The following is an 18151-nucleotide window of genomic DNA, read 5'->3' as shown; positions in this document are numbered from 1 at the left end:
CGGCTACCCGGCCGGCGGCGTCGGGCTCGTCGCGGGCGCGGCCTCCTGCACCGACTCCGGCTTCACGGCGGACGTGGCCGTCGGCGGCAACGTGGGTGTCGGTGTCGTCGGCACGGCCGGAGTCGGCGCCTCAGGCGTCGGCGACTCGGACGTCGGCGCGGTCGGCGTCGGCGTCGGCGAACCGAGTGTCGACGCGGTCGGCGTCGCCGTCTGCTCCCCCGGCGCCTTCGGTTGCAGCTTGATGCAGACCTGACCGCTGGCGTACTGCTTCTGCATCTCCTCGCTGAGCTGGAGCGGCAGGCACGCCTCCACCACGGGCGGCAGCGGCGAGGGCCCGGCCTGCGGCACCGGCGTCGGGCCCGGCGTGACGGCCGGAAGCAGAGTCGGTACGGCCACGGGTGTGAGCGCCGGGGTCGGCGTCACGGGCGGCAGCACGCTGGGCGTCGGGCTCGCGCTCGGGCTGACCGCCGGGCTCGGCGACAGGTCGGGGGACGGCGACACCGAGGGCGTCGTCGGCGCGGTCGGAGTCGGGCTCGGCGACAGCGACGGCTCCGGGGTGAGCGTGCCGCTCGGCGTCGGCGTCACCGTGGGCGTGTCCGTAGGCGTCGGGGTCTCGGTCGGCGTCGCGGACGGGCTGACCGAGGGGGTCGGCGTATCCGTAGGCGTGCCCGTGGGCGTATCCGTGGGCGTCGGCGTCACCGTAGGCGTATCCGTGGGCGTCACCGTGGGCGTCGGCGTGACGGTCGGCGTGTCCGTGGGAGTCGGAGTGCCGGTCGGCGTCGGGGTCTCCGTCGGCGTCGGCGTATCCGAAGGCGTGGGCGTCTCCGTCGGCGTCGGCGTCTCTGAAGGAGCAGGCGCCGGCTTCAGGTCGAACAGCGCGTTGCGATACACCTTCGAGGACTTCGGGTTCTCCGTGCACTGCCACACGCCGTGCGGGCAGTAGTCGGTGATGGTCTGGTACACCGGCTGGTGGTCGTTGATCCACTGGAGCATCTGCCGCATGTAGTCGGGGTTGTCGCCGTTCCTGAACAGACCCCACTCCGGGTACGAGATCTCCTTGCCGTGCAGGTCGGCGAAGTCGACCTGCGCCTGGAGCCCGTACGCCTCGTTGACCTGGTCGTAGAAGGTCTCGCCGGGCGGCTGGTCGTAGGAGTCCATGCCGACGATGTCGACGGTCGCGTCACCGGGGTAGCACTCGGTCCAGCCGATGGCGTCCTGGCCGCGGTTGGGGGTGAAGTCGAAGCGGAAGCGCTGGCCGGGGACGGCGCGCATGGCCTTGACGATCCGGTTCCAGTACGTCTTCCAGCCGGACGGGTCGGGCCCGCAGCGGTGGGTGTACGTGGTGCCGTTCATCTCCCAGCCGAGGACGATCACGGTGTCGGGCACGCCGAGGTCGACCAGCCGGTGGGCGAGCCGGGTGAAGTGGCCGTCGAAGTCGCCGCGCGCGCCCTCCTGGATCAGTTCGCGTACGTCGCGGTCGGGGACGCGGTCCTCGTTGTGCTCCTGCATCGGCACGTTGAGGACGAAGAGCCGGTCGGGCTTCGCGCGTTTCCAGGCGGCCCACGGCTGGAGCAGCCCGCCGCTGCCCTCGATGCCGGACCAGTCGTCACCGGGCAGATACGTATGGCCGACCGTCGCCTCCGTACCGCCGAGCCAGGATTCCAGGGCGCCGATCCGTGCTACGCCCTCGGCGCCGGAGTCGGTGAAGGCACCCATGGGGGCGTACGAGGCGCGCGGCGGGGGCGTGGGCGTGGACCCGGAAGCACCGGCGGGACCGTTCGAGCCGTCAGGGCCGTCAGGGCCGTCAGGGCCGTCAGGGCCGTCAGGGCCGTCAGGGCCGTTCGATCCGCTGGCGCCGCTCGACCCGTTGACGCCGTCCGGGCCGCCCGGTCCCGTGGCGCCCTCCGCGCCGACGGCACCGGCGAGCGCGGTGACCAGGCGGCGGCCCGCGCCCGGCGGGTCACCCGCGATGCCGGACAGTCCTGACACGATCAAGGCGGCCGACACGAACCCGACGCCCGCACCCGTCAGCCACTGGCGTCGGTTGGCCATGGTCACTCCTCGTTCGCTGTCCGCTGTGCGCTGTGCGTGGTGCGTGGTGCGGTGACCGCCGTGCGACCGCACGGAAATCGGACTCCTAACGATCAGTCATAACGTATGAGTAATAAGCGCGCCCCCTGACGTAGACCAAAAGCGGTTCCCACGACAGTTCCTACCCGGCCTCAAACAACCTGGCGGTCCGTCAATACCGGCACCGGGCCGATCGCGATATCACTCGGGCGGATGAAATTCCTTGCATCGCCCACCGATTATCCGGGTGACTCACCCCTACGGCGGCATGATGAGCCGCGGAAACGGCCGGAGGAGAGGAGTGTGTCGGACATGAGCGAAGCCATCGAGAACGGCAGCGGAAAACACTCACGACCCCGGGTGGCGACGCGACGGCGGTTGATCAGGCGCGGCATCACGACCGTGGCCGCCGTATCGGGGACCACCGCGGCGCTGCGTCCGATGCTGGCCGCGAGGCAGTCGGACACCGCGGTCGCCGAGCCCGCCGCCGGGTACGACACCGCCGCCGCCGGGTACGAGCCCGCTCCGGTGCCGGGCGCGGGGGCCGCCCTCTTCGACGAGGTCTACCGCGGGCGCCGCATCCAGGGGTTCAGCTCCGCGCGGGACAGCGGCGTCGACATCCGGATCGACGGGCGCCCGCTGCACGTGATGCGGCGTGTGGACGGCAGCTTCATCAGCATGGCCAACCACTACCAGCCCTTCCCCACCGCCCTCGGCACGGCCCGCGGCGCGGTCGACGTGCTCGGCCGCGCCCAGCTGTCCACGACCGCGGAGCACCACCACTGAGCGCCGTCCACGGGCGCCCGCACTGAGCGCCACCACTGAGCGCGGCACCACGCGCCACCACTGACGGCTGAGCGCCGTACGACCGCCGAGGGGTCAGTTCCTGTGTACACGCGAATGAATCAGCGGCATCTGACCAGCAGCCAACGCTCCCGGTTCGTCGAGGCCGTGCTGGAGCTCAAGCGTGTGGGCGGCTACGACAAGTACGTCATCACGCACGGCAAGTACTTCGCCGCCGACGGCGAGAGCGGGCTGCGGGTCGCCCACATGGCGCCGACTTTCTTCCCCTGGCACCGCCGGTTCCTGCTCCAGTTCGAGGCCGATCTCCAGATGTTCGACCCGGGCGTCACCATCCCGTACTGGGACTGGACGTACGACAACGCGCAGAGCTCTTCTCTGTGGGGCCCGGACTTCATGGGCGGCAACGGCCGCGACAGCGACGGCCAGGTGATGACGGGCCCGTTCGCGTACCAGACCGGCGACTGGCCGATCAATTACGGGGTCACGCAGGAGAAGTACCTGACCCGCAACATGGGGCGGCCCGACCGGCCGATCGTGCTGCCGACGAAGGCGGAGCTGGACAACGCGCTCGCGATGCCGGTCTACGACGTCGCGCCGTGGAACTCCGCCCCGTCCACCAAGGGCTTCAGGAACAAGATCGAGGGCTGGACGGTCAGCGACACCAAGGGCGGCTACCTGCACAACCGGGTCCACCAGTGGGTCGGCGGCCACATGATCGGCGGCACCTCGCCGAACGACCCGGTGTTCTGGATGCACCACGCCTTCCTCGACCTGGTGTGGATCCGCTGGCAGCGGCTGCACCCGAAGTCGGCGTACCTGCCGTCCATGCCGCTGTCGGCCAAGGACCCCGAGCACGGCCGCGTGATCAGCAGCAACGAGCTGATGCCGCCGTGGAACGAGAAGCCGTCGGACTACTTCGACCACCGCTCGTTCTACCGCTACGAGGAGAGCTGACGCGCTCGCGCCGAGGGTGACGGGCCGAGGGTGACGGGCCGAGGGAAAAGAAAACGGCCTCCCGCACACAAGGTGACGGGAGGCCGCGGTGGCGCGGAATTACCACTCGCCGCCGTCGTGCCCGGAGACGTTGGCGCACTGGTTGCCGAACGCCGGGTTCAGCAGGCCGATGACGTCGACGGTGTTACCGCAGACGTTGACCGGGACGTGCACGGGCACCTGGATGAGGTTGCCGGACAGCACACCCGGCGAACCGACAGCGGCACCCTGCGCGCCGGAGTCGGCAACAGCCATACCGGCGCCGGCGGCCAGAACGGCACCCGCCGCGGCGGTGACGGCCGCCGCCTTTGCGATACGCGACATCAAGATCTCCCTGAGACGAAACCCAACCGCAAATACCTGCGGCGTTGACGCTGTGCGCAACGGGGGGAGATCACGAATAGTCACGCATGTTGGGCTGAATCGGTGACGGCGTATCAAAATAGGCCGAAGGGGTGAGCGCGGTTCGCGCTCACCCCTTCGGGTGTCACCTCCGGCCGGAGCACGGCTCGAAGCGCCGCTCAGGAACCCTGTGAACCACGGCTCCGGCTACGCCCGGCGCTCGGTCAGAGCGGCAGGCCGGGGGCCGAAGGGAGGCCGGGGGCCGAAGGGAGGCCGCCGGGCAGCGACGGGAGGGCGGGCAGACCGGGCAGGTTCGGCGCCGGCAGGCCACCGCCGAGGACGGTGGCGACGACGACGTTGACCAGGCCGGTGACGACGGCCGTGGCGGCGGTCAGCAGCCCCGCCGGGTCACCGGCCGTGGACGCCTTGACCAGGTTGTCGACGGCCGTCTGGAGCGCGGTGAGGGCGTCGGCCTTCAGGTCCCGCGTGGCGGACGGCTTGGCCGACGGCTGCGTGGCGACCTTGCCCGAGGGGCTGCCGAGGCTCGGCACCGCGGGGGCGGCGGGAGCGGCGGGAAGAGCCGGCGCGGCAGGAGCCGCGGGAGCCGCCGGGGCAGCGGGAGCCGCAGGGGCGGCGGGAGCGGCGGGGACGGCCGGCGCGGCGGCCTTCGCCGCGTCGATCGCCGACTTGGCCCCGGCGGCGTCGGCGGTGATGGTCTCGGGCTTGACGGTGCCGGGCTTGGCGAGCACGTCCTGGACCAGTTTCGTGACCGGGGTGAGCACGCCTGCCACGTCTCCCAGTGACTTGGCCTGCGCGAGCAGCGCGGTCGCGTCCGGCGCGGCCGGTGCCGTCACGGTGCCCGCGGGCTTGGTGTCTGCGGGAGTGGCGGCAGCGGCGGTCGTCGTGAGCGCGCCGCCGGCGATGGTGGCGACGAGCGCGGAGGCGACGACCACGCCGGTGATCCGGTGGGTACGCATGGAAAACAGTTCCCTTCGGTGGTGAACAGCTACGCCACCACCGTGAAAAGCAGACGGTATTACCGCAACTTCTGAGAATGGCCGCCGCCCACGAGGGTGGCGGCGCGAACTGTGTGAACTGCGGATTTCCTGTTTTCAACCGCTGCCGATCCACATCACCCTGATGGGCCGTTAGGGTGCGTACGCGCGGCCGACTTCTCCCCTAACGGAGGAATCCGGGAGCCTCGGGTCGCCCGCGGAGGTGATATCCGCCCCGGCCGGGCTCTCCCGGCGGTTAGGGTCCGGCGCATGAGCCAGACCAATACCGCCCTGAATTCCGCCCTCCAGCGCCGACTCGGCACCCTCGTGGTGATTCCGTGGGCCGGTGAACACCACGAGGACGGCCGCGACATGCCGTTCCTGATGGCCTATTCGCTCGGTGACGGGCCGGACGGCCCGGAGTCGGGGCAGGAGGCGGCGCTGGCCGTCGCGGAGGAGGTCGGGCTGCCGGTCGGCGGCGCGATCCTCGACGTCAAGCAGGCGCCGAACGTCCCGGTGAAGGTGCTGGTCGAGGGCGGCAAGGCCGTGCTGACGATGCCGTACCTGCACGCCGCGTGCCCGGTGCCCGAGCAGTGGGTGGCCGCGGCGCAGGACCGGGGCGCGGTGTACTTCATCCTCGCCACCCGCCCGTGGCCCGAGGCCAAGCCGGGCACCCCGGTGACCGAGGAGACCCTCCAGGGCTTCGCCGGGGACACCGACGTCCTGGGCACCGCCGCGCACTGCCTGGTGCCGGTGGGCACCCTCAAGGGTTAGAGCCCGACACTCGCGCGCAGGGGCGCCCCGCCGGACCGGAGAAGTCCCGCGGGGCGCCCCTGCGTGTGGTGGGTCTGTGCCTACGCGCCCGCACGCGTCCCGTGCGTACGGCGTCCGGCTCGGGTCAGTGGACCAGGTCGTTGGCGGCGGTGACCGCGTCGGTGCCCGCCTGGGCGACGTTCTTCACGTCCTGGACCTTCTGGTCGACCTTGTAGTCGCCGAGCACGCTGGCGGTGGCGCCCTTGGCCTGCTCGCCCGCGGCGCTCGCGGTGATCGCGGTGCTGCTCAGGGTGGAGCCCAGGTCGGCGGACTGCTCGGCGGCCATGGCGGCGGGGGCGCCCGCCGCGATCAGGAAGGAACCGGCGGCGGCGGTGGTGAGGATTCGGCTTACGTTCATGATCGATACAACGCGCGAACCGCCCGCAGGGCACGCGGACCGTACCGGTCCTGGTCGGCGCGGGACCGCGGGCCCTCCCGCCGCGCGCGCCCCCGCTGTTGCACTGGCGTGACAACGGCAGCACAGGAGACGGACGTTGCGGGAGCACTCTTTGTGTCACCGGCACGAACAGCCGGAGCCGGCCGGAACAGCGGGACACCGCCGCGAGCGGCCGGAGAACGCCGCACCGCATCCGTTCCTGGGGGGAACCCGATATGTCCGTTCGTGCCAGTGGCCGTCGCAGCACCGCCGCCGCCATCGCGCTCACCGCCGGGATCACGGCGGGTGCCGCCCTGCTCCTGTCGGCCTGCGGCCCCGCGGACGGCACCGCCTCCGACCCGGCGCCCTCGGCGACGAGCGGCGCGAGCGGTCAGCCCACCCCCAGCGGGAAGGGCGGCAGCGGCGGCACCGGGGGGAACGCGGGGGACGACGGCGCCAACGGCTCGGGGGCCAGCCCGGTGGGCAGCAGCACCAAGCTCAACGGCACCGCGCACTCCGGTCTGACCATCAGCGACGGCACCCGCTATGTCGTCATGAACGGCACCCGGGTGGACTTCGGCACCGAGGTCCGCGACCTGGCCTGGTCGCCGAACGGCGCGAAGGCCGCCTTCATCGACGGCGACGGCGACCTGGCGGTCAGCGACCCCGACGGCAGCGGGCGCGTGATCGTCGCCAGGAACCCGGGCGACCAGAACTGGTGGCACCCGACCTGGCAGGTGCGCGCGAAGGACCCGCAGAACGGCCTTCCCGCCCTCGACAACATCCTCTTCGCCGGCCGCCGGGGCGGCACCGCCCGGCTGTACGGCGTCCCGGCCACCGCGCACGGCGGCACGCCCAAGGTGCTGAGCCTGAACCACGAGTCGGACGAGAACGTGAAGCCGCTGCCCCAGACCGGCAACGTATGGCCCAGCTCGGCGGGGAAGTACGGCACCGCCGTCTACGCCAACACCGGCGACGGCAACGTCTACATCCGCGACGACTACCTGCGGCAGCAGGGCTACGCGCTCACCCCGGGGTCCGAGCCCGCCATCGGGCCGACCGAGGACGACGGCATCGTCTTCGTCCGGTCCGTCGGGGGCCACGACCACCTGTTCCTGGAGACGCCCCACGACGGCGCGCCCGTGTACAAGGACCTGACCCCGCGGGCGACCACCGACTACACCGAGCCCGCCTTCGAGCCGAACGGCAGGACGGTCGTGGCCCGTACGCCCAACGGCATCGTGCGGCTGCCCGTGGACGGCTCGCAGGCGCCGGTCAAGGTCTCCGACTACGTCGGGCTCCCGGCCTACCGCGCCTGAGCCAACTCGGCCCGCAGCGCGTCCAGATGGGCGTCGGCGGTGTCGTGCGGCAGGAATTCCACCACGTCGACGAAGCGGAACAGCACCTGTGACGAGGTGACCGCGAACTCGTAGTCGGCGAAACCGACGACGGCGCCCAGCGTGCCGCGCACCGCGCCCCGGACGACATGAGCGGTCATGTCGTCCGGGTTCCGCGCGTCCAGGCCGCGCCGCGCGTTGGGCCGCGCCAGGTACGGGCAGACCATCGAGGCGTAGAGCATGCAGGCGCGGTGGCCGGGCCCTTCGAGGGTCGGCGCGAGATTGCGGTACGGGCGCCCGGCCGCCAGCGCCTCGCCGATCGCGGCGCTCTCGGAACCGCCCACCACCCGCCACACCGGGCCGCGCGGCATCAGCGTGTCGCACACCGAACACAGCCGCTGCCGGGCGCAGTTGGCGCTGCGGTCGTAGTCGGTCAGCGCGAACTGCGGCTGGTCGTCCTGCCACGGGGTGATCGCGGGCACCGGGTAGCCGCGCGGGTCGCGGGGCCTGATCTCGACGGTCGGCGGCATCGGCACGGAGTCAAAGCGCACGGCCCATCCCTATCAGGCGGAACGGTCCCTGCGGAACAGCCGTCCGAACCCCGTCCGCCGCCCGCCCCTGCCGGAATCGGTATCGGTTTCGGTATCGCTATCGCTATCGGCGGCCGTACCCGTACCCGTATCCGTATCCGCGCTGTCGTCCGTGCCCGTACCGACGGCCCGCGCCGCGTGCCAGTCCGCCACGACCTTCTCGACGTCGAACAGGCCGAGGTTGAGGGGCGGTCCCTCCGGGGGACGGCGCAGGGCCTCGCGGAGACGGTCGTTGATCTCGGTGAGGATCTGCCGCACCTGCCGCTCGGAGCGCGCCCGCGCTATCGCGGCCGTCGCGTCCTCCGCCGCCTTGCGCAGCACGAGCGTCGGCGGCAGCGCGGACAGGCCCTCGCGGTGCATCTTGCCCTTGATCCACCACAAGTCGTCGTACGGGGTGTCCAGCGAGGCCAACGGCTTTCCCGCGCCCGGCAGTTCGGCGAAGTCGCCGCGCTGCTCCGCCTCGCGGATCTGCTTGTCCACCCACGTCTCGAAGGAGACACCGGCGGGTTTGCGGTCGGTCATACCTCGCTCCTCACGTGGGCGCACGCAGCGGGTGGCGTACGTACCAGGTTACGGCCGCGCCCGCGCGGCCAGCAGGGCGACGTCGTCCTCGGCGGCGGAGGGCGCCAGGCGGTGCACGATCCGGGCGAGGAGCGCGTCCAGCGGTTCACCGTCGGGCGGGAGGACGAGCGAGGCCAGCCGGGCGAGCGAGGCGTCGATGTCCTCGGTACGGCGTTCCACCAGCCCGTCGGTGTAGAGCAGCAGCGTCTCCCCCGCGCGCCACGGCACGTACACCGTCTCGTACGTGCCCCGCAGGTCCGCGCCGAGCGGCGGTCCCGGCGGTACGGCGAGCAGCCGGACACGGCCGTCGGGGGTGACGACGGCGGGCGGGAGGTGGCCCGCGCTGGCGAAGAAGCAGCCGCCGCGCGCCGGGTCGGCGAGGCCCAGCAGGCAGGTGCCCGGCCGCTGGGCGCCCGCGGCGGCCAGCAGCGCGTCCATCCGGCGCAGGACGCGGTCCGGCGCGTCGCCCTCGCCCGCGACCACGCGCAGCATCGAGCGGTAGTGGCTCATCTCGACGGCCGCCTCGACGCCGTGCCCCATCACGTCGCCCATGGCCAGCAGCGTCACGCCGCCGGGCAGCGCCAGGGTGTCGAACCAGTCGCCGCCGACCAGGTCGGTTGCGCCCGCCGGGAGATAGCGGGTGGCCACCTCGACCCCGGGGTGCGGGGCGCCGGGCGTGGCCAGCAGGGCGCGCTGCAACTCCACCGCGATGCCGTGCTCGCGGGTGTAGCGGCGGGCGTTGTCGAGGCTGATCGCGGCCCGGTCGGCCAGCGCGCGGGCGATGGCGGTGTCCTCGTCGTCGAAGCCGGGCGAGGTCCCGGCCCTGATCAGCGTGACCGTGCCGATCCGGTCGCCGCGGGCGCTCAGCGGCACGACCAGCACGGAGTGGATGCCCGCGGCGCGGTAGGCGGCGACCCGCTCGGCGTTCGGCGCGGAGTGGGCGATCTCCTCGTCGCGCGGCAGATTCTGCACCACGGGACGCCCGGTCTCCAGGCAGGTCGGGATCGCCGAGCCGCGCTGGTAGACCACGTACTCCCCCGGCGTCCCGAAGATCCGCACCCGCTCGCGCAGCGCGGGCCGCGCGGCCATCGCGGCCCTGCGCAGCCGCAGCGCGCCGTCCGGCGGGGGGCGGCGGCGGGCGCGCGGGCCGCTGTCCAGCACCTCGACGGTGGCGGTGTCCGCGATCACCTCGACCAGCAGGTCGGCCAGTTCCTGGCAGGTCGGGTCCATCTCCAGCGTGGAGCCGATCCGGACGGCCGCCGCGTCGAGCAGCAGCAGCCGCTCCTTGGCCCGTTCCAGCTCGCGCTGCGCCTCGTGGTCCTCGCTGACCTCGATGATCACCGCGCCGATCCCGCCCACCCCGCCGTCCCGGCCCTGGAGCCGGTGGTACGTGCACTGCCAGTAGCGCGTGGTGTGCGGCGAATCGGCCCGGGTCTGGCCGCTGGAGAGCAGCTCGCGCGGTGTGCCGTCGGCGAGCACCATCCGCAGGACGCCCTCGCCCACGTCCACGCCCGGCACCGTCTCGGCGATGGTCCTGCCGATGTGCGCGGCCGCTTCGACGCCGTTCATCCGGGCGAGCGCCGGATTGACGTACCGGTAGCGCAGGTCGGGGCCGAGTACGGCGACACCCGCCGCCGTCCCCTCCAGCAGCGCGCGCCACAGCGACTCATCCGCGTTCACCTGTTCCACAGTGCACGCAGGGTCGCGGGGCCGCGAATCGGGACGGCGGAGGGGCCGCGCGGCGGCCGGTCCTACGGGGTCCGGGGGTCCGGGGATTCGGGGTCCGGAGAGGCTCGGCGGGGCCGGGGGCGCGGGGCGTGGGCTGATATAACAGCGCTGTTAGATTAGCCGCCCGGCGCTTCGACGGTTGAGGCGTCGCGCCCGTCGAGAGGAACGGACCGCCATGACCGAGGCGCAGCGGAGCCACCCGCCGATCGAGCCGTACGACCGGGGCATGCTCGATGTCGGCGACGGGAACCTCGTGTACTGGGAGACCTGCGGCAACCCCGAGGGCAAGCCGGCGCTCGTCGTGCACGGCGGCCCCGGCTCGGGGTGCAGGCCGTCGCACCGGCAGGACTTCGACCCGGAGCGGTACCGGGCGGTGCTGTTCGACCAGCGCGGCTGCGGGCGCAGTACGCCGCACGCGAGCGACCCGGCGACCGACCTCACCCACAACACCACCGACCACCTGATCGCCGACATGGAACGCCTGCGCGTCCACCTCGGCATCGACCGCTGGCTGCTGACGGGCGGCTCCTGGGGCTCGACGCTGATCCTGGCGTACGCGCAGCGGCACCCCGAGCGGGTCTCGGAGATCGTCATCAACGGCGTCACGACCACCCGCAGGGCGGAGATCGACTGGCTCTACCGGGGCGTCGGCCGCTTCTTCCCCGAACAGTGGGCGGCCTTCCGCGCGGCGGCCGGCCCGGCGTCCGACGGCACGGGGTCACGCACGGCGCCCGGCATAGCGTCCGATACGGCGGGCGGCATCGCGGGCGGGCTCGTCGCCGCGTACGCGCGCCTCACCGAGGACCCCGATCCGGCCGTACGGGCCAGGGCCACCGCCGACTGGTGCGCGTGGGAGGACGCGGTGCTCTCCCTGGAGCCCAGCGGCTCCGCCCGCCCGTACAGCGACCGCCCCTCCGCCGCCCGGCTCGCCATGGTCCGGATCTGCGCCCGCTACTTCTCGCACGGCGCCTGGCTCGAAGAGGGCGCCCTCCTGCGCGACGCGCCCCTGCTGCGGGGCATCCCCGCCACCCTGCTCCACGGCCGCCTCGACCTCAGCTCGCCGCTCGACACCGCCTGGCACCTCGCCGCCGCCTGGCCGCAGGCCACCCTCACCGTCGTGGACGACGCGGGCCACAAGGGCAGCGCCACGATGTCCCGCCATGTACGGGAGGCGCTGGACGGGTACGCGCGAGCGGTCTAGGGGCGGGCCCGGTCAGCCGCGTACGGGGACCGTCGAGGTGGTGAGGAGCTGACGGGCCTGGCGCTCCGGGGTCTCGGGCGGGACGACGAGCAGGTCGCAGCGGCCGACGCCCCGGCAGAGCAGGCACACCGAGTCGCGGTGGCCGGTGGTGGTGGAGCGGTGGATACGGAGGGTGTGGCCGCCGAGCAGCAGGGCGGAGGGCCCGTCGAGCCAGTTCGCCGCGTCGAGGGTGATGTCGGTGATCCGGCCCCAGCGGCCGTTCAACGCGGCGAGCAGCGGCGGCAGTTCCTTGGTCACGTCACGGGTCCGCGGCCACCAGGCGCCGTCGATCCGTACGGGGCTGCCGCCCGGGTGGATCAGGGACAGCCGGGCGGGCGGCCCGTCCCAGACCGGCAGGGCGCAGGCGGGCAGCGGCGGCGGTGTCTCGGTCGCGGTGGTGATCGTCATGGTGTCGGCCTGTCTCCGGACGGTTCGTCCGGGGTGGTGGGTGGTGCCAAGCGCGTGTTCGGGGCGGGCCGCGGCGGGCGGGGCGGCGACGGCGGACGTACGGGCGGCGGTACGTCGGCGGCGGCGGTCCCCTCGGTGACGTCCGTGCCTCGGCTGACGTCCGGGTCCTGGGTGGCGTCCGCGTCCTGGGCGGCGTCCGGGTCCTGGGCGGCGTCCGCGTCCTGGGCGGCCTCGGTGACGCCGGTCACGCCGGTGACCTCGGCCGTCCCGGTGCCGTCCCGTACGCGCTCCTCGCCGCCGACCAGGCGGAGCTGGAAGGGGCCCGCGTCGGGGAAGTGGACGGTGTCCACGGTCAGCCGCAGCCGGGTGCCGCCGTCCTCGTCCACCACCGGGCGGCCCGGGGGCGGCTGCTCGGTCGCGGCGAAGCGGAAGCGCAGCACCTGCGCGATCCTGCGGGCCGCCTCGGGGGTCGCGGCCACGATGCTGACCTCGGCGAAGCCGGGCGCGGGCAGCGCCCGCTCCGCGCCGCCGGAGCCGGAGCCGGAGCCCGAGCCGGTGGCCGCCGCCGCGTCCCGCCCCGCGTCGTCGCGCCCTGCCCCGGCGCGGCCCCGCGGCGGCCCGGCCGTACCCGCCATGCGCGGATCGGCCCCCGTCCCCGCACCGGCCGCGCGCGGCTCACCCGACTCGTTCTCGCGCGGGGACATCAGGCCGCCCGCTCCGGCCGGGCCAGCCCCGCGGGACCGCCCTCGGCCTCCCAGGCGGCGTCCGCGCCGCGGTCGGGGTCGGCCTGGGCCATCAATTCGCTCGCGGTACGGACATTGGCCGGATCCGCCGCCGCGGCCATCAGCCGGGCCGCCGTCGCCGCCGGAGTCTGCGGCGGGACGATCAGCAGATCCCAGCGGCCCGTACGGTACGAGAGCACCAGCAACTTGTGCGGGTCCTGCTCCTCGACGAACCAGCCGACATGCACCACGTGCCCGGCGACCGGCACCTTCTTCGGCACGGTCGGCCAGTACAGGGGGTTGACGGTGACCCGGGTGATCCGTCCCCACAACAGGTCCAACGCGCCGACCAGGGACGGCAGTTCGAGGGAGAGGTCACGGGACTTGGGCCACCAGGCGCCGTCCAGCGGCCCCGGTCCGTGGCCCAGCTCGGCCGAACCGATCCGCAGGGCGCTGACGCCGGGCGACAGCGAGAGCCGCGGCGCGGGGGGCGCGGGAGGGGGCCGCGGGACCGTACGGACCGCCGAGGGGTGTGCGGAATCCTGAGAGGAGAGCATGGAACAAATCCGTCCACGGGCCCGCTGGAACGGGTCCGGCACCGTCGCTCACCGCGAACGACGCCGACTTGAGTGCCGGTGTACGGAATGCCCTCGGTCCGTTCACCCTACTCCGTCCGGGGTGTCTGGGACGATGATGGAAGGTCACCGTTCCGGACCGCCGGGACACGGGGCCGATGGGGGAGGGAACACGTGGCCGAGGTCTTCACGCGCCGCATGTCCAGATGGCAGGCGGAGCAGCAGCGCGAGGCCGTCGCGGATGTCTACGTCGAGGCGTACCGAGGCGTGCCGGGCCAGGAATTCCACGACCGGGAGGATTTCCTGGGGCGCTTCGCCGAGGCCACGCAGCGGCCCGGCTTCGACATGATCGTGGCCAGCGAGCGGCGGCTGACCGGGGTCGCGTACGGCTACGTCCTCGACCGCGCCGACGGCTGGTGGCGGGACTTCACGGTCGCGGGCACCGACGGCGCGGGGCCCGACGGCACGGACATCGAGGAGCTCACCGCCTCGGGCCAGGTCTTCGCGCTCGCCGAGCTGATGGTCGTGCCCGCGTACCGCAGGCAGGGCATCGCGACCGGTCTGCTCGACCAGCTCCTGCTGCGCAGCGACGCGGCCCTCGTCACCGTCCTCACCGCGCCCGACGCCGACGCCGTCCACGCCCTGCGCGCCTGGGAGTGGACCTACCTCGGCGACACCCACGGCCCCCGCCAGGCATGGAGCCGCCCGCTGCGCCCGTGAGCGTCGCCGCCGCCATGTCCGCTGGCGTCGCTACCGCTTGCGGACGCCGAACAGCGAGCGGCTGATCTCGCGGCCGAGCTGCGTACCCATGGAGCGGGCGAGAGACTTGAACGCGCCGCTGTGGACGACCTGTTCGACGATTCCGGCGTCGGCGGCGGCGCCCTTGGCGGAGGAACGGCCGCTCTTCGGCGCGGCCTTGGGCGCGCTCTCGGCGGCTTCGGCCCGCGCGGCGGAAGCCGCTTCGGCGGCGGCCAGCTTCTCGTAGGCGGACTCGCGGTCGACCGCCTCGGCGTACCGCCCGTACAGCGGCGAGGACTTGACGGCGGAGTCGAGCACGGCCGCGTCCACGGGACCCATCAGCGACTCGGGGGCGCGCAGCCGGGTGGCGGCCACCGGCGTCGGCGCGCCGTTCTCGCTGAGGACGGTGACGACGGCCTCGCCGGTGCCGAGCGAGGTGAGCGACTCGCCCAGGTCGTAAGCGGAGTTGGGGAAGGTGGAGACGGTGGCGCGCAGCGCCTTGGCGTCATCGGGCGTGAAGGCGCGCAGGGCGTGCTGGACACGGTTGCCGAGCTGGGCGAGCACGTCGCCGGGGACGTCCTTGGGCGTCTGCGTGACGAAGAAGACGCCGACGCCCTTGGAGCGGATCAGCCGTACGGTCTGGGTGATCGCGTCGAGGAACGCCTTCGAGGCGCCGTTGAAGAGCAGGTGCGCCTCGTCGAAGAAGAAGACCAGTTTCGGCCGGTCGAGGTCGCCGACCTCGGGCAGGTCCTGGAAGAGGTCGGCGAGCAGCCACATCAGGAAGGTCGAGAAGAGCTGCGGCTTGTCCTGCACGGCGGGCAGCTCCAGCACGGAGACCAGCCCGCGCCCGTCGGACGCCGTACGCAGCAGCTCGCTCGTGTCGAATTCCGGCTCGCCGAAGAACGCGGCGGCGCCCTGCGCCTCGAAGGCCGTCAGCGTCCGCATCAGCACCCCGGCCGTCGCCGACGAGATCCCGCCGATCTCCTTCAGCTCCGGCTTGCCCGCGTCGGAGGTCAGAAAGGCGATGACGGCCCGCAGGTCCTTGAGGTCGTACAGCTCGAGGCCCTTGGTGTCGGCGTAGTGGAAGATCAGGCCGAGCGACTGCTCCTGCGTGGTGTTCAGGCCGAGCACCTTGGACATCAGGACGGGGCCGAAGGCGGTGACGGTCGCCCGTACCGGGATGCCGGGGCCGAGGCCGCCCAGCGCGTAGAACTCGGCCGGAAAACCGGTGGCCGTCCAGTTCTGGCCGACTTCCGCCGCCCGCCGCTGGACCTTCTCACCCGGTTGGCCCGGCGCCGACACGCCGGAGATGTCGCCTTTCACGTCCGCGAGGAAGACCGGGACGCCCTGCGCGGAGAGCTGTTCCGCGATGAGCTGGAGCGTCTTGGTCTTGCCGGTGCCGGTGGCGCCCGCCACCAGGCCGTGCCGGTTGAGCATGCCGAGCGGGATGCGGACCGGCGCGTCGGGGTGGCACTCGCCCTCCCAGAGCAGCGCGCCGAGGTCCAGCGCGGGGCCGGTGAAGGCGTAGCCGCGGGCGATGTCGGCGGCGGGGGACGGCAGTGTCGGCCCGGATGGTGGGGCTGATGGCCCGGACGGCGCGGCTGATGGCCCGGACGGCGCGGGAGTCGGCCAGGACGGTGGGGCTGTCGGCCCGGACGGTGCGGGAGTCGACCCCGGTGTCACGGCCGCCTCACCCGTGACGGCCTCACCGGCGGAACTATTCGGCTGGGGATCGGTCATCACATGCTCCCGATTCATACGACGATGAGGCTTTTGCCACCATCGCACCCCGGCAGCGGTGCTGCGCCCGGACAAGCCGGGCCGGTAGGCTTTCCGTGTGATCTTCAAGCGCATCGGAAACGGGCGGCCGTACCCGGACCACGGCCGGGTGAGTACGCGCGAGTGGGCCGACGTCGCCCCACGTCCCGTGCGGCTGGACCAGTTGGTGACCACCAAGGGACAGCTCGACCTGGAGACACTTCTTGCCGAGGATTCCACCTTTTACGGCGACCTCTTCGCCCATGTCGTGAAATGGCGGGGCGACCTCTATCTCGAGGACGGACTCCACCGGGCGGTACGCGCCGCGCTCCAGCAGCGCCAGGTGCTCCACGCCCGGGTCCTGGAGATGGACTGACAATCCGCTTACGCTGCGCTCATGAGCATGCTGACCCCCTCCGGTATGGGCGGGAAGTACCGGGTCACCGGCAAGCAGTACCCGAGGATGCGCCGCCCGCGCCGCCGCGGCCGTGTCGTCACCGCCGTGCTCGCCTCGGTCGTCGTGCTCGGCCTCTTCGGTTACGGGGCGCTGCAACTCGTCCATGTCTTCCGCGGGGACGACAACGGCGACACGAAGGCGAACGCGGCACCGCAGAACCGCCCCTGCGTCACCGTGGCCCCCACCGCCCCCACGGGTAAACCGGCCCCGCTGCCCCAGCCCGCGGGCGTCACGCTGAACGTCTTCAACGCCACCGCCAAGGGCGGTCTGGCCAAGACCACGGCCGACGAGCTGGCCAAGCGCGGCTTCAAGGTCAACAAATTCGGCAACGCGCCCGACCCGTACGACAAGAAGGTCGGCGAGTCCGCGCTGATCGTCGCCGGGCCCGCGGGCGAGGCGGCGGCCCGCACGGCGGGCACCCAGGTGGCGGGCTCGACCGTGAAGATCGACCCCAAGCGGACCGACAAGACCGTCGATGTGATGATCGGCACGGCCTTCACGGCGCTTTCCGGTCCGACCGACGTGGCGAAGGCCCGGATCGTGGCGGCGAACCCGCCGCCGCCGAAGCCGGTGTGCGTGACGCCGAGCCCGAGCGCGTCGGGAGGCGCCCCCGGCAAGACGGGGGCCACGACGAAGGCGGGCGCGCCGGCGAAGCACTAGCCGCCGTGGCGGGCGCTTGCGCGGGTGGCTTGGCGCGGGTGACTGCCTTCGTGGCGGCCGACAGCGTACGTGCGAGAGGGGCGGGACCTGAGCCAGGTCCCGCCCCTCCGCTTGTCGGATCAGCGGCCGGACAGCGTTCAGGGTGTCCGGACCGTTCAGCCCGCCCTGCCCGTCCTGACCGTTCAGCCCTTCCGGGGCGTCCGCGACACGCCGGGTCGGGCCGGGCCGATTGTCAGCTCACCGTGCCGTACATCCGGTCGCCCGCGTCGCCGAGGCCGGGCACGATGTAGCCGCGCTCGTTCAGCCGCTCGTCGACCGCGGCCGTGACCACGGTGACCGGCTTGCCCGCCAGGGCGCGCTCCATCGACTCGACGCCCTCGGGCGCGGCCAGCAGGCACAGCGCGGTGACGTCGTCGGCGCCGCGGTCGATCAGCAGGTCGATCGCCGCCACCAGGGTGCCGCCTGTCGCCAGCATCGGGTCGACCACGTACACCTGCCGTCCCGACAGGTCCTCCGGCATACGGGTGGCGTACGTCGCCGCCTCCAGCGTCTCCTCGTCGCGGACCATGCCGAGGAAGCCGACCTCGGCGGTGGGCAGCAGCCGCACCATGCCGTCGAGCATGCCGAGCCCGGCGCGCAGGATCGGCACTACGAGGGGGCGCGGGTAGGAGAGCCTGACCCCGGTGGTCGGGCCGACCGGGGTGCGGATGTCGACCTGCTCGGTCCGCACGTCGCGGGTGGCCTCGTAGGCGAGCAGGGTGACCAGCTCGTCGGCGAGCCGCCGGAACGTCGGCGAGTCGGTGCGCTCGTCGCGCAGGGTGGTGAGCTTGTGCGCGACCAGCGGGTGGTCGACAACATGGAGACGCATGAATATGACTGTATCCGCCGGGTGGGGGGCGCGTCGCCAGTGCGATGAGCAGCCCGGCTCCGCGCACCTTCTGCGCCTGGCGTGGGGTAAACGGCGCGAACGAGGGAAACTGGCCA

The 18151-nt window shown here is 72.9% G+C and carries 19 protein-coding genes and 1 pseudogene; 8 read left to right on the top strand and 12 right to left on the bottom strand.

Annotation, left to right across the window (positions count from 1 at the left end; genetic code table 11):
- Window positions 1–3: 3 nt before the first annotated feature.
- Window positions 4–2052, bottom strand: coding sequence for a glycosyl hydrolase (locus ACFZAM_RS03325; protein ID WP_391042326.1), 2049 nt, complete (start codon window positions 2050–2052; stop codon window positions 4–6).
- A 330-nt stretch (window positions 2053–2382) separates the two neighbouring features.
- On the opposite strand from ACFZAM_RS03325, the gene ACFZAM_RS03320 reads away from it, so the two are divergent.
- Together ACFZAM_RS03320 and ACFZAM_RS03315 are read left to right on the top strand one after the other, a co-directional pair.
- Window positions 2383–2856 carry a tyrosinase family oxidase copper chaperone gene (locus tag ACFZAM_RS03320; RefSeq protein WP_391042324.1) on the top strand — a complete coding sequence of 158 codons (474 nt, stop codon included), beginning with the start codon at window positions 2383–2385 and terminating at the stop codon, window positions 2854–2856.
- Window positions 2857–2958: 102 nt separating this feature from the next.
- A complete protein-coding gene (locus ACFZAM_RS03315) occupies window positions 2959–3828 on the top strand; it encodes a tyrosinase family protein (protein WP_355336509.1) in 870 nt (289 codons plus the stop codon).
- Window positions 3829–3927: 99 nt separating this feature from the next.
- On the opposite strand, the gene ACFZAM_RS03310 is transcribed toward ACFZAM_RS03315, so the two are convergent.
- Both ACFZAM_RS03310 and ACFZAM_RS03305 read right to left on the bottom strand, forming a co-directional pair.
- On the bottom strand, window positions 3928–4191 hold the full coding sequence (locus tag ACFZAM_RS03310; protein ID WP_188284466.1) for a chaplin: 264 nt from the start codon (window positions 4189–4191) through the stop codon (window positions 3928–3930).
- Window positions 4192–4433: 242 nt separating this feature from the next.
- Window positions 4434–5186 (bottom strand): hypothetical protein, encoded by a 753-nt coding sequence (locus tag ACFZAM_RS03305; RefSeq protein ID WP_391042323.1) that lies wholly within the window; start codon window positions 5184–5186, stop codon window positions 4434–4436.
- 288 nt (window positions 5187–5474) lie between these two features.
- On the opposite strand from ACFZAM_RS03305, the gene ACFZAM_RS03300 reads away from it, so the two are divergent.
- The gene (locus ACFZAM_RS03300; RefSeq protein WP_355336511.1) at window positions 5475–5978 is read left to right on the top strand and encodes a DUF5949 family protein; all 504 of its coding nucleotides are present in this window, start codon (window positions 5475–5477) and stop codon (window positions 5976–5978) included.
- 124 nt (window positions 5979–6102) lie between these two features.
- Here the strand turns inward: ACFZAM_RS03300 and ACFZAM_RS03295 are convergent, their stop codons facing one another.
- Window positions 6103–6375 (bottom strand): hypothetical protein, encoded by a 273-nt coding sequence (locus ACFZAM_RS03295; protein WP_188284469.1) that lies wholly within the window; start codon window positions 6373–6375, stop codon window positions 6103–6105.
- Window positions 6376–6629: 254 nt separating this feature from the next.
- Here ACFZAM_RS03295 and ACFZAM_RS03290 point away from each other — a divergent pair, with 254 nt between their 5' ends.
- Window positions 6630–7712 (top strand): hypothetical protein, encoded by a 1083-nt coding sequence (locus ACFZAM_RS03290; protein WP_391042321.1) that lies wholly within the window; start codon window positions 6630–6632, stop codon window positions 7710–7712.
- Here ACFZAM_RS03290 and ACFZAM_RS03285 read toward each other — a convergent pair.
- The 3 genes and pseudogenes from ACFZAM_RS03285 to ACFZAM_RS03275 form a co-directional block, all read right to left on the bottom strand.
- Window positions 7700–8281, bottom strand: a complete 582-nt coding sequence (locus tag ACFZAM_RS03285; protein WP_391042319.1) for a hypothetical protein — start codon at window positions 8279–8281, stop codon at window positions 7700–7702. The two genes, ACFZAM_RS03290 and ACFZAM_RS03285, sit on opposite strands and share 13 nt — an antisense overlap.
- A 168-nt stretch (window positions 8282–8449) precedes the next feature.
- Window positions 8450–8842: pseudogene (locus ACFZAM_RS03280) on the bottom strand (DUF1992 domain-containing protein); the annotation flags it as partial.
- 48 nt (window positions 8843–8890) lie between these two features.
- The gene (locus tag ACFZAM_RS03275; protein WP_355336514.1) at window positions 8891–10561 is read right to left on the bottom strand and encodes a SpoIIE family protein phosphatase; all 1671 of its coding nucleotides are present in this window, start codon (window positions 10559–10561) and stop codon (window positions 8891–8893) included.
- Between the two features lie 223 nt (window positions 10562–10784).
- Between ACFZAM_RS03275 and pip the strand changes: the two genes are divergently transcribed.
- A complete protein-coding gene (gene pip, locus ACFZAM_RS03270; RefSeq protein WP_391042318.1) occupies window positions 10785–11810 on the top strand; it encodes a prolyl aminopeptidase in 1026 nt (341 codons plus the stop codon).
- Between the two features lie 12 nt (window positions 11811–11822).
- Here pip and ACFZAM_RS03265 read toward each other — a convergent pair whose 3' ends face one another.
- From ACFZAM_RS03265 to ACFZAM_RS03255, 3 genes are read right to left on the bottom strand one after another with little or no spacing between them, the layout of a single operon-like run.
- Entirely contained in the window at window positions 11823–12257 is a 435-nt protein-coding gene (locus ACFZAM_RS03265) for a DUF5994 family protein (RefSeq protein WP_355336516.1), read from the bottom strand.
- Window positions 12254–12961 (bottom strand): hypothetical protein, encoded by a 708-nt coding sequence (locus ACFZAM_RS03260; protein ID WP_391042317.1) that lies wholly within the window; start codon window positions 12959–12961, stop codon window positions 12254–12256. Before ACFZAM_RS03260 ends, ACFZAM_RS03265 begins: the two co-directional genes overlap by 4 nt.
- On the bottom strand, window positions 12961–13536 hold the full coding sequence (locus ACFZAM_RS03255; protein ID WP_355336518.1) for a DUF5994 family protein: 576 nt from the start codon (window positions 13534–13536) through the stop codon (window positions 12961–12963). Before ACFZAM_RS03255 ends, ACFZAM_RS03260 begins: the two co-directional genes overlap by 1 nt.
- A 216-nt stretch (window positions 13537–13752) precedes the next feature.
- Between ACFZAM_RS03255 and ACFZAM_RS03250 the strand changes: the two genes are divergently transcribed.
- Window positions 13753–14274 carry a GNAT family N-acetyltransferase gene (locus tag ACFZAM_RS03250; protein ID WP_355336519.1) on the top strand — a complete coding sequence of 174 codons (522 nt, stop codon included), beginning with the start codon at window positions 13753–13755 and terminating at the stop codon, window positions 14272–14274.
- Window positions 14275–14304: 30 nt separating this feature from the next.
- On the opposite strand, the gene ACFZAM_RS03245 is transcribed toward ACFZAM_RS03250, so the two are convergent.
- Window positions 14305–16032, bottom strand: coding sequence for a helicase HerA-like domain-containing protein (locus ACFZAM_RS03245; protein ID WP_391042314.1), 1728 nt, complete (start codon window positions 16030–16032; stop codon window positions 14305–14307).
- Window positions 16033–16129: 97 nt separating this feature from the next.
- Between ACFZAM_RS03245 and ACFZAM_RS03240 the strand changes: the two genes are divergently transcribed.
- Together ACFZAM_RS03240 and ACFZAM_RS03235 are read left to right on the top strand one after the other, a co-directional pair.
- Window positions 16130–16426, top strand: a complete 297-nt coding sequence (locus tag ACFZAM_RS03240) for a type II toxin-antitoxin system VapB family antitoxin (RefSeq protein ID WP_188284476.1) — start codon at window positions 16130–16132, stop codon at window positions 16424–16426.
- A 21-nt stretch (window positions 16427–16447) separates the two neighbouring features.
- Window positions 16448–17167 (top strand): LytR C-terminal domain-containing protein, encoded by a 720-nt coding sequence (locus ACFZAM_RS03235; RefSeq protein ID WP_391042312.1) that lies wholly within the window; start codon window positions 16448–16450, stop codon window positions 17165–17167.
- A 232-nt stretch (window positions 17168–17399) separates the two neighbouring features.
- Here the strand turns inward: ACFZAM_RS03235 and upp are convergent, their stop codons facing one another.
- Window positions 17400–18035, bottom strand: coding sequence for a uracil phosphoribosyltransferase (upp, locus tag ACFZAM_RS03230; protein WP_355336522.1), 636 nt, complete (start codon window positions 18033–18035; stop codon window positions 17400–17402).
- Between the last annotated feature and the right edge of the window lie 116 nt (window positions 18036–18151).

The sequence above is a fragment of the Streptomyces sp. NPDC008079 genome (assembly GCF_042957385.1).
Taxonomy (GTDB): domain Bacteria; phylum Actinomycetota; class Actinomycetes; order Streptomycetales; family Streptomycetaceae; genus Actinacidiphila.
Note: the sequence above shows the minus strand (reverse complement) of the source record. Positions and strands in the feature narration are given on the sequence as shown.

Bases quoted from the DNA above. Each gene is read 5' to 3' on its own strand.
- ACFZAM_RS03310 (WP_188284466.1), bottom strand. From the start codon at position 4,191: ATGTCGCGTATCGCAAAGGCGGCGGCCGTCACCGCCGCGGCGGGTGCC.
- ACFZAM_RS03305 (WP_391042323.1), bottom strand. From the start codon at position 5,186: ATGCGTACCCACCGGATCACCGGCGTGGTCGTCGCCTCCGCGCTCGTC.
- ACFZAM_RS03245 (WP_391042314.1), bottom strand. From the start codon at position 16,032: ATGACCGATCCCCAGCCGAATAGTTCCGCCGGTGAGGCCGTCACGGGT.
- ACFZAM_RS03320 (WP_391042324.1), top strand. From the start codon at position 2,383: ATGAGCGAAGCCATCGAGAACGGCAGCGGAAAACACTCACGACCCCGG.
- ACFZAM_RS03235 (WP_391042312.1), top strand. From the start codon at position 16,448: ATGAGCATGCTGACCCCCTCCGGTATGGGCGGGAAGTACCGGGTCACC.
- ACFZAM_RS03265 (WP_355336516.1), bottom strand. From the start codon at position 12,257: ATGACGATCACCACCGCGACCGAGACACCGCCGCCGCTGCCCGCCTGC.
- ACFZAM_RS03255 (WP_355336518.1), bottom strand. From the start codon at position 13,536: ATGCTCTCCTCTCAGGATTCCGCACACCCCTCGGCGGTCCGTACGGTC.
- ACFZAM_RS03325 (WP_391042326.1), bottom strand. From the start codon at position 2,052: ATGGCCAACCGACGCCAGTGGCTGACGGGTGCGGGCGTCGGGTTCGTG.
- ACFZAM_RS03295 (WP_188284469.1), bottom strand. From the start codon at position 6,375: ATGAACGTAAGCCGAATCCTCACCACCGCCGCCGCCGGTTCCTTCCTG.
- ACFZAM_RS03300 (WP_355336511.1), top strand. From the start codon at position 5,475: ATGAGCCAGACCAATACCGCCCTGAATTCCGCCCTCCAGCGCCGACTC.
- ACFZAM_RS03260 (WP_391042317.1), bottom strand. From the start codon at position 12,961: ATGTCCCCGCGCGAGAACGAGTCGGGTGAGCCGCGCGCGGCCGGTGCG.
- ACFZAM_RS03290 (WP_391042321.1), top strand. From the start codon at position 6,630: ATGTCCGTTCGTGCCAGTGGCCGTCGCAGCACCGCCGCCGCCATCGCG.
- ACFZAM_RS03250 (WP_355336519.1), top strand. From the start codon at position 13,753: ATGTCCAGATGGCAGGCGGAGCAGCAGCGCGAGGCCGTCGCGGATGTC.
- pip (WP_391042318.1), top strand. From the start codon at position 10,785: ATGACCGAGGCGCAGCGGAGCCACCCGCCGATCGAGCCGTACGACCGG.
- upp (WP_355336522.1), bottom strand. From the start codon at position 18,035: ATGCGTCTCCATGTTGTCGACCACCCGCTGGTCGCGCACAAGCTCACC.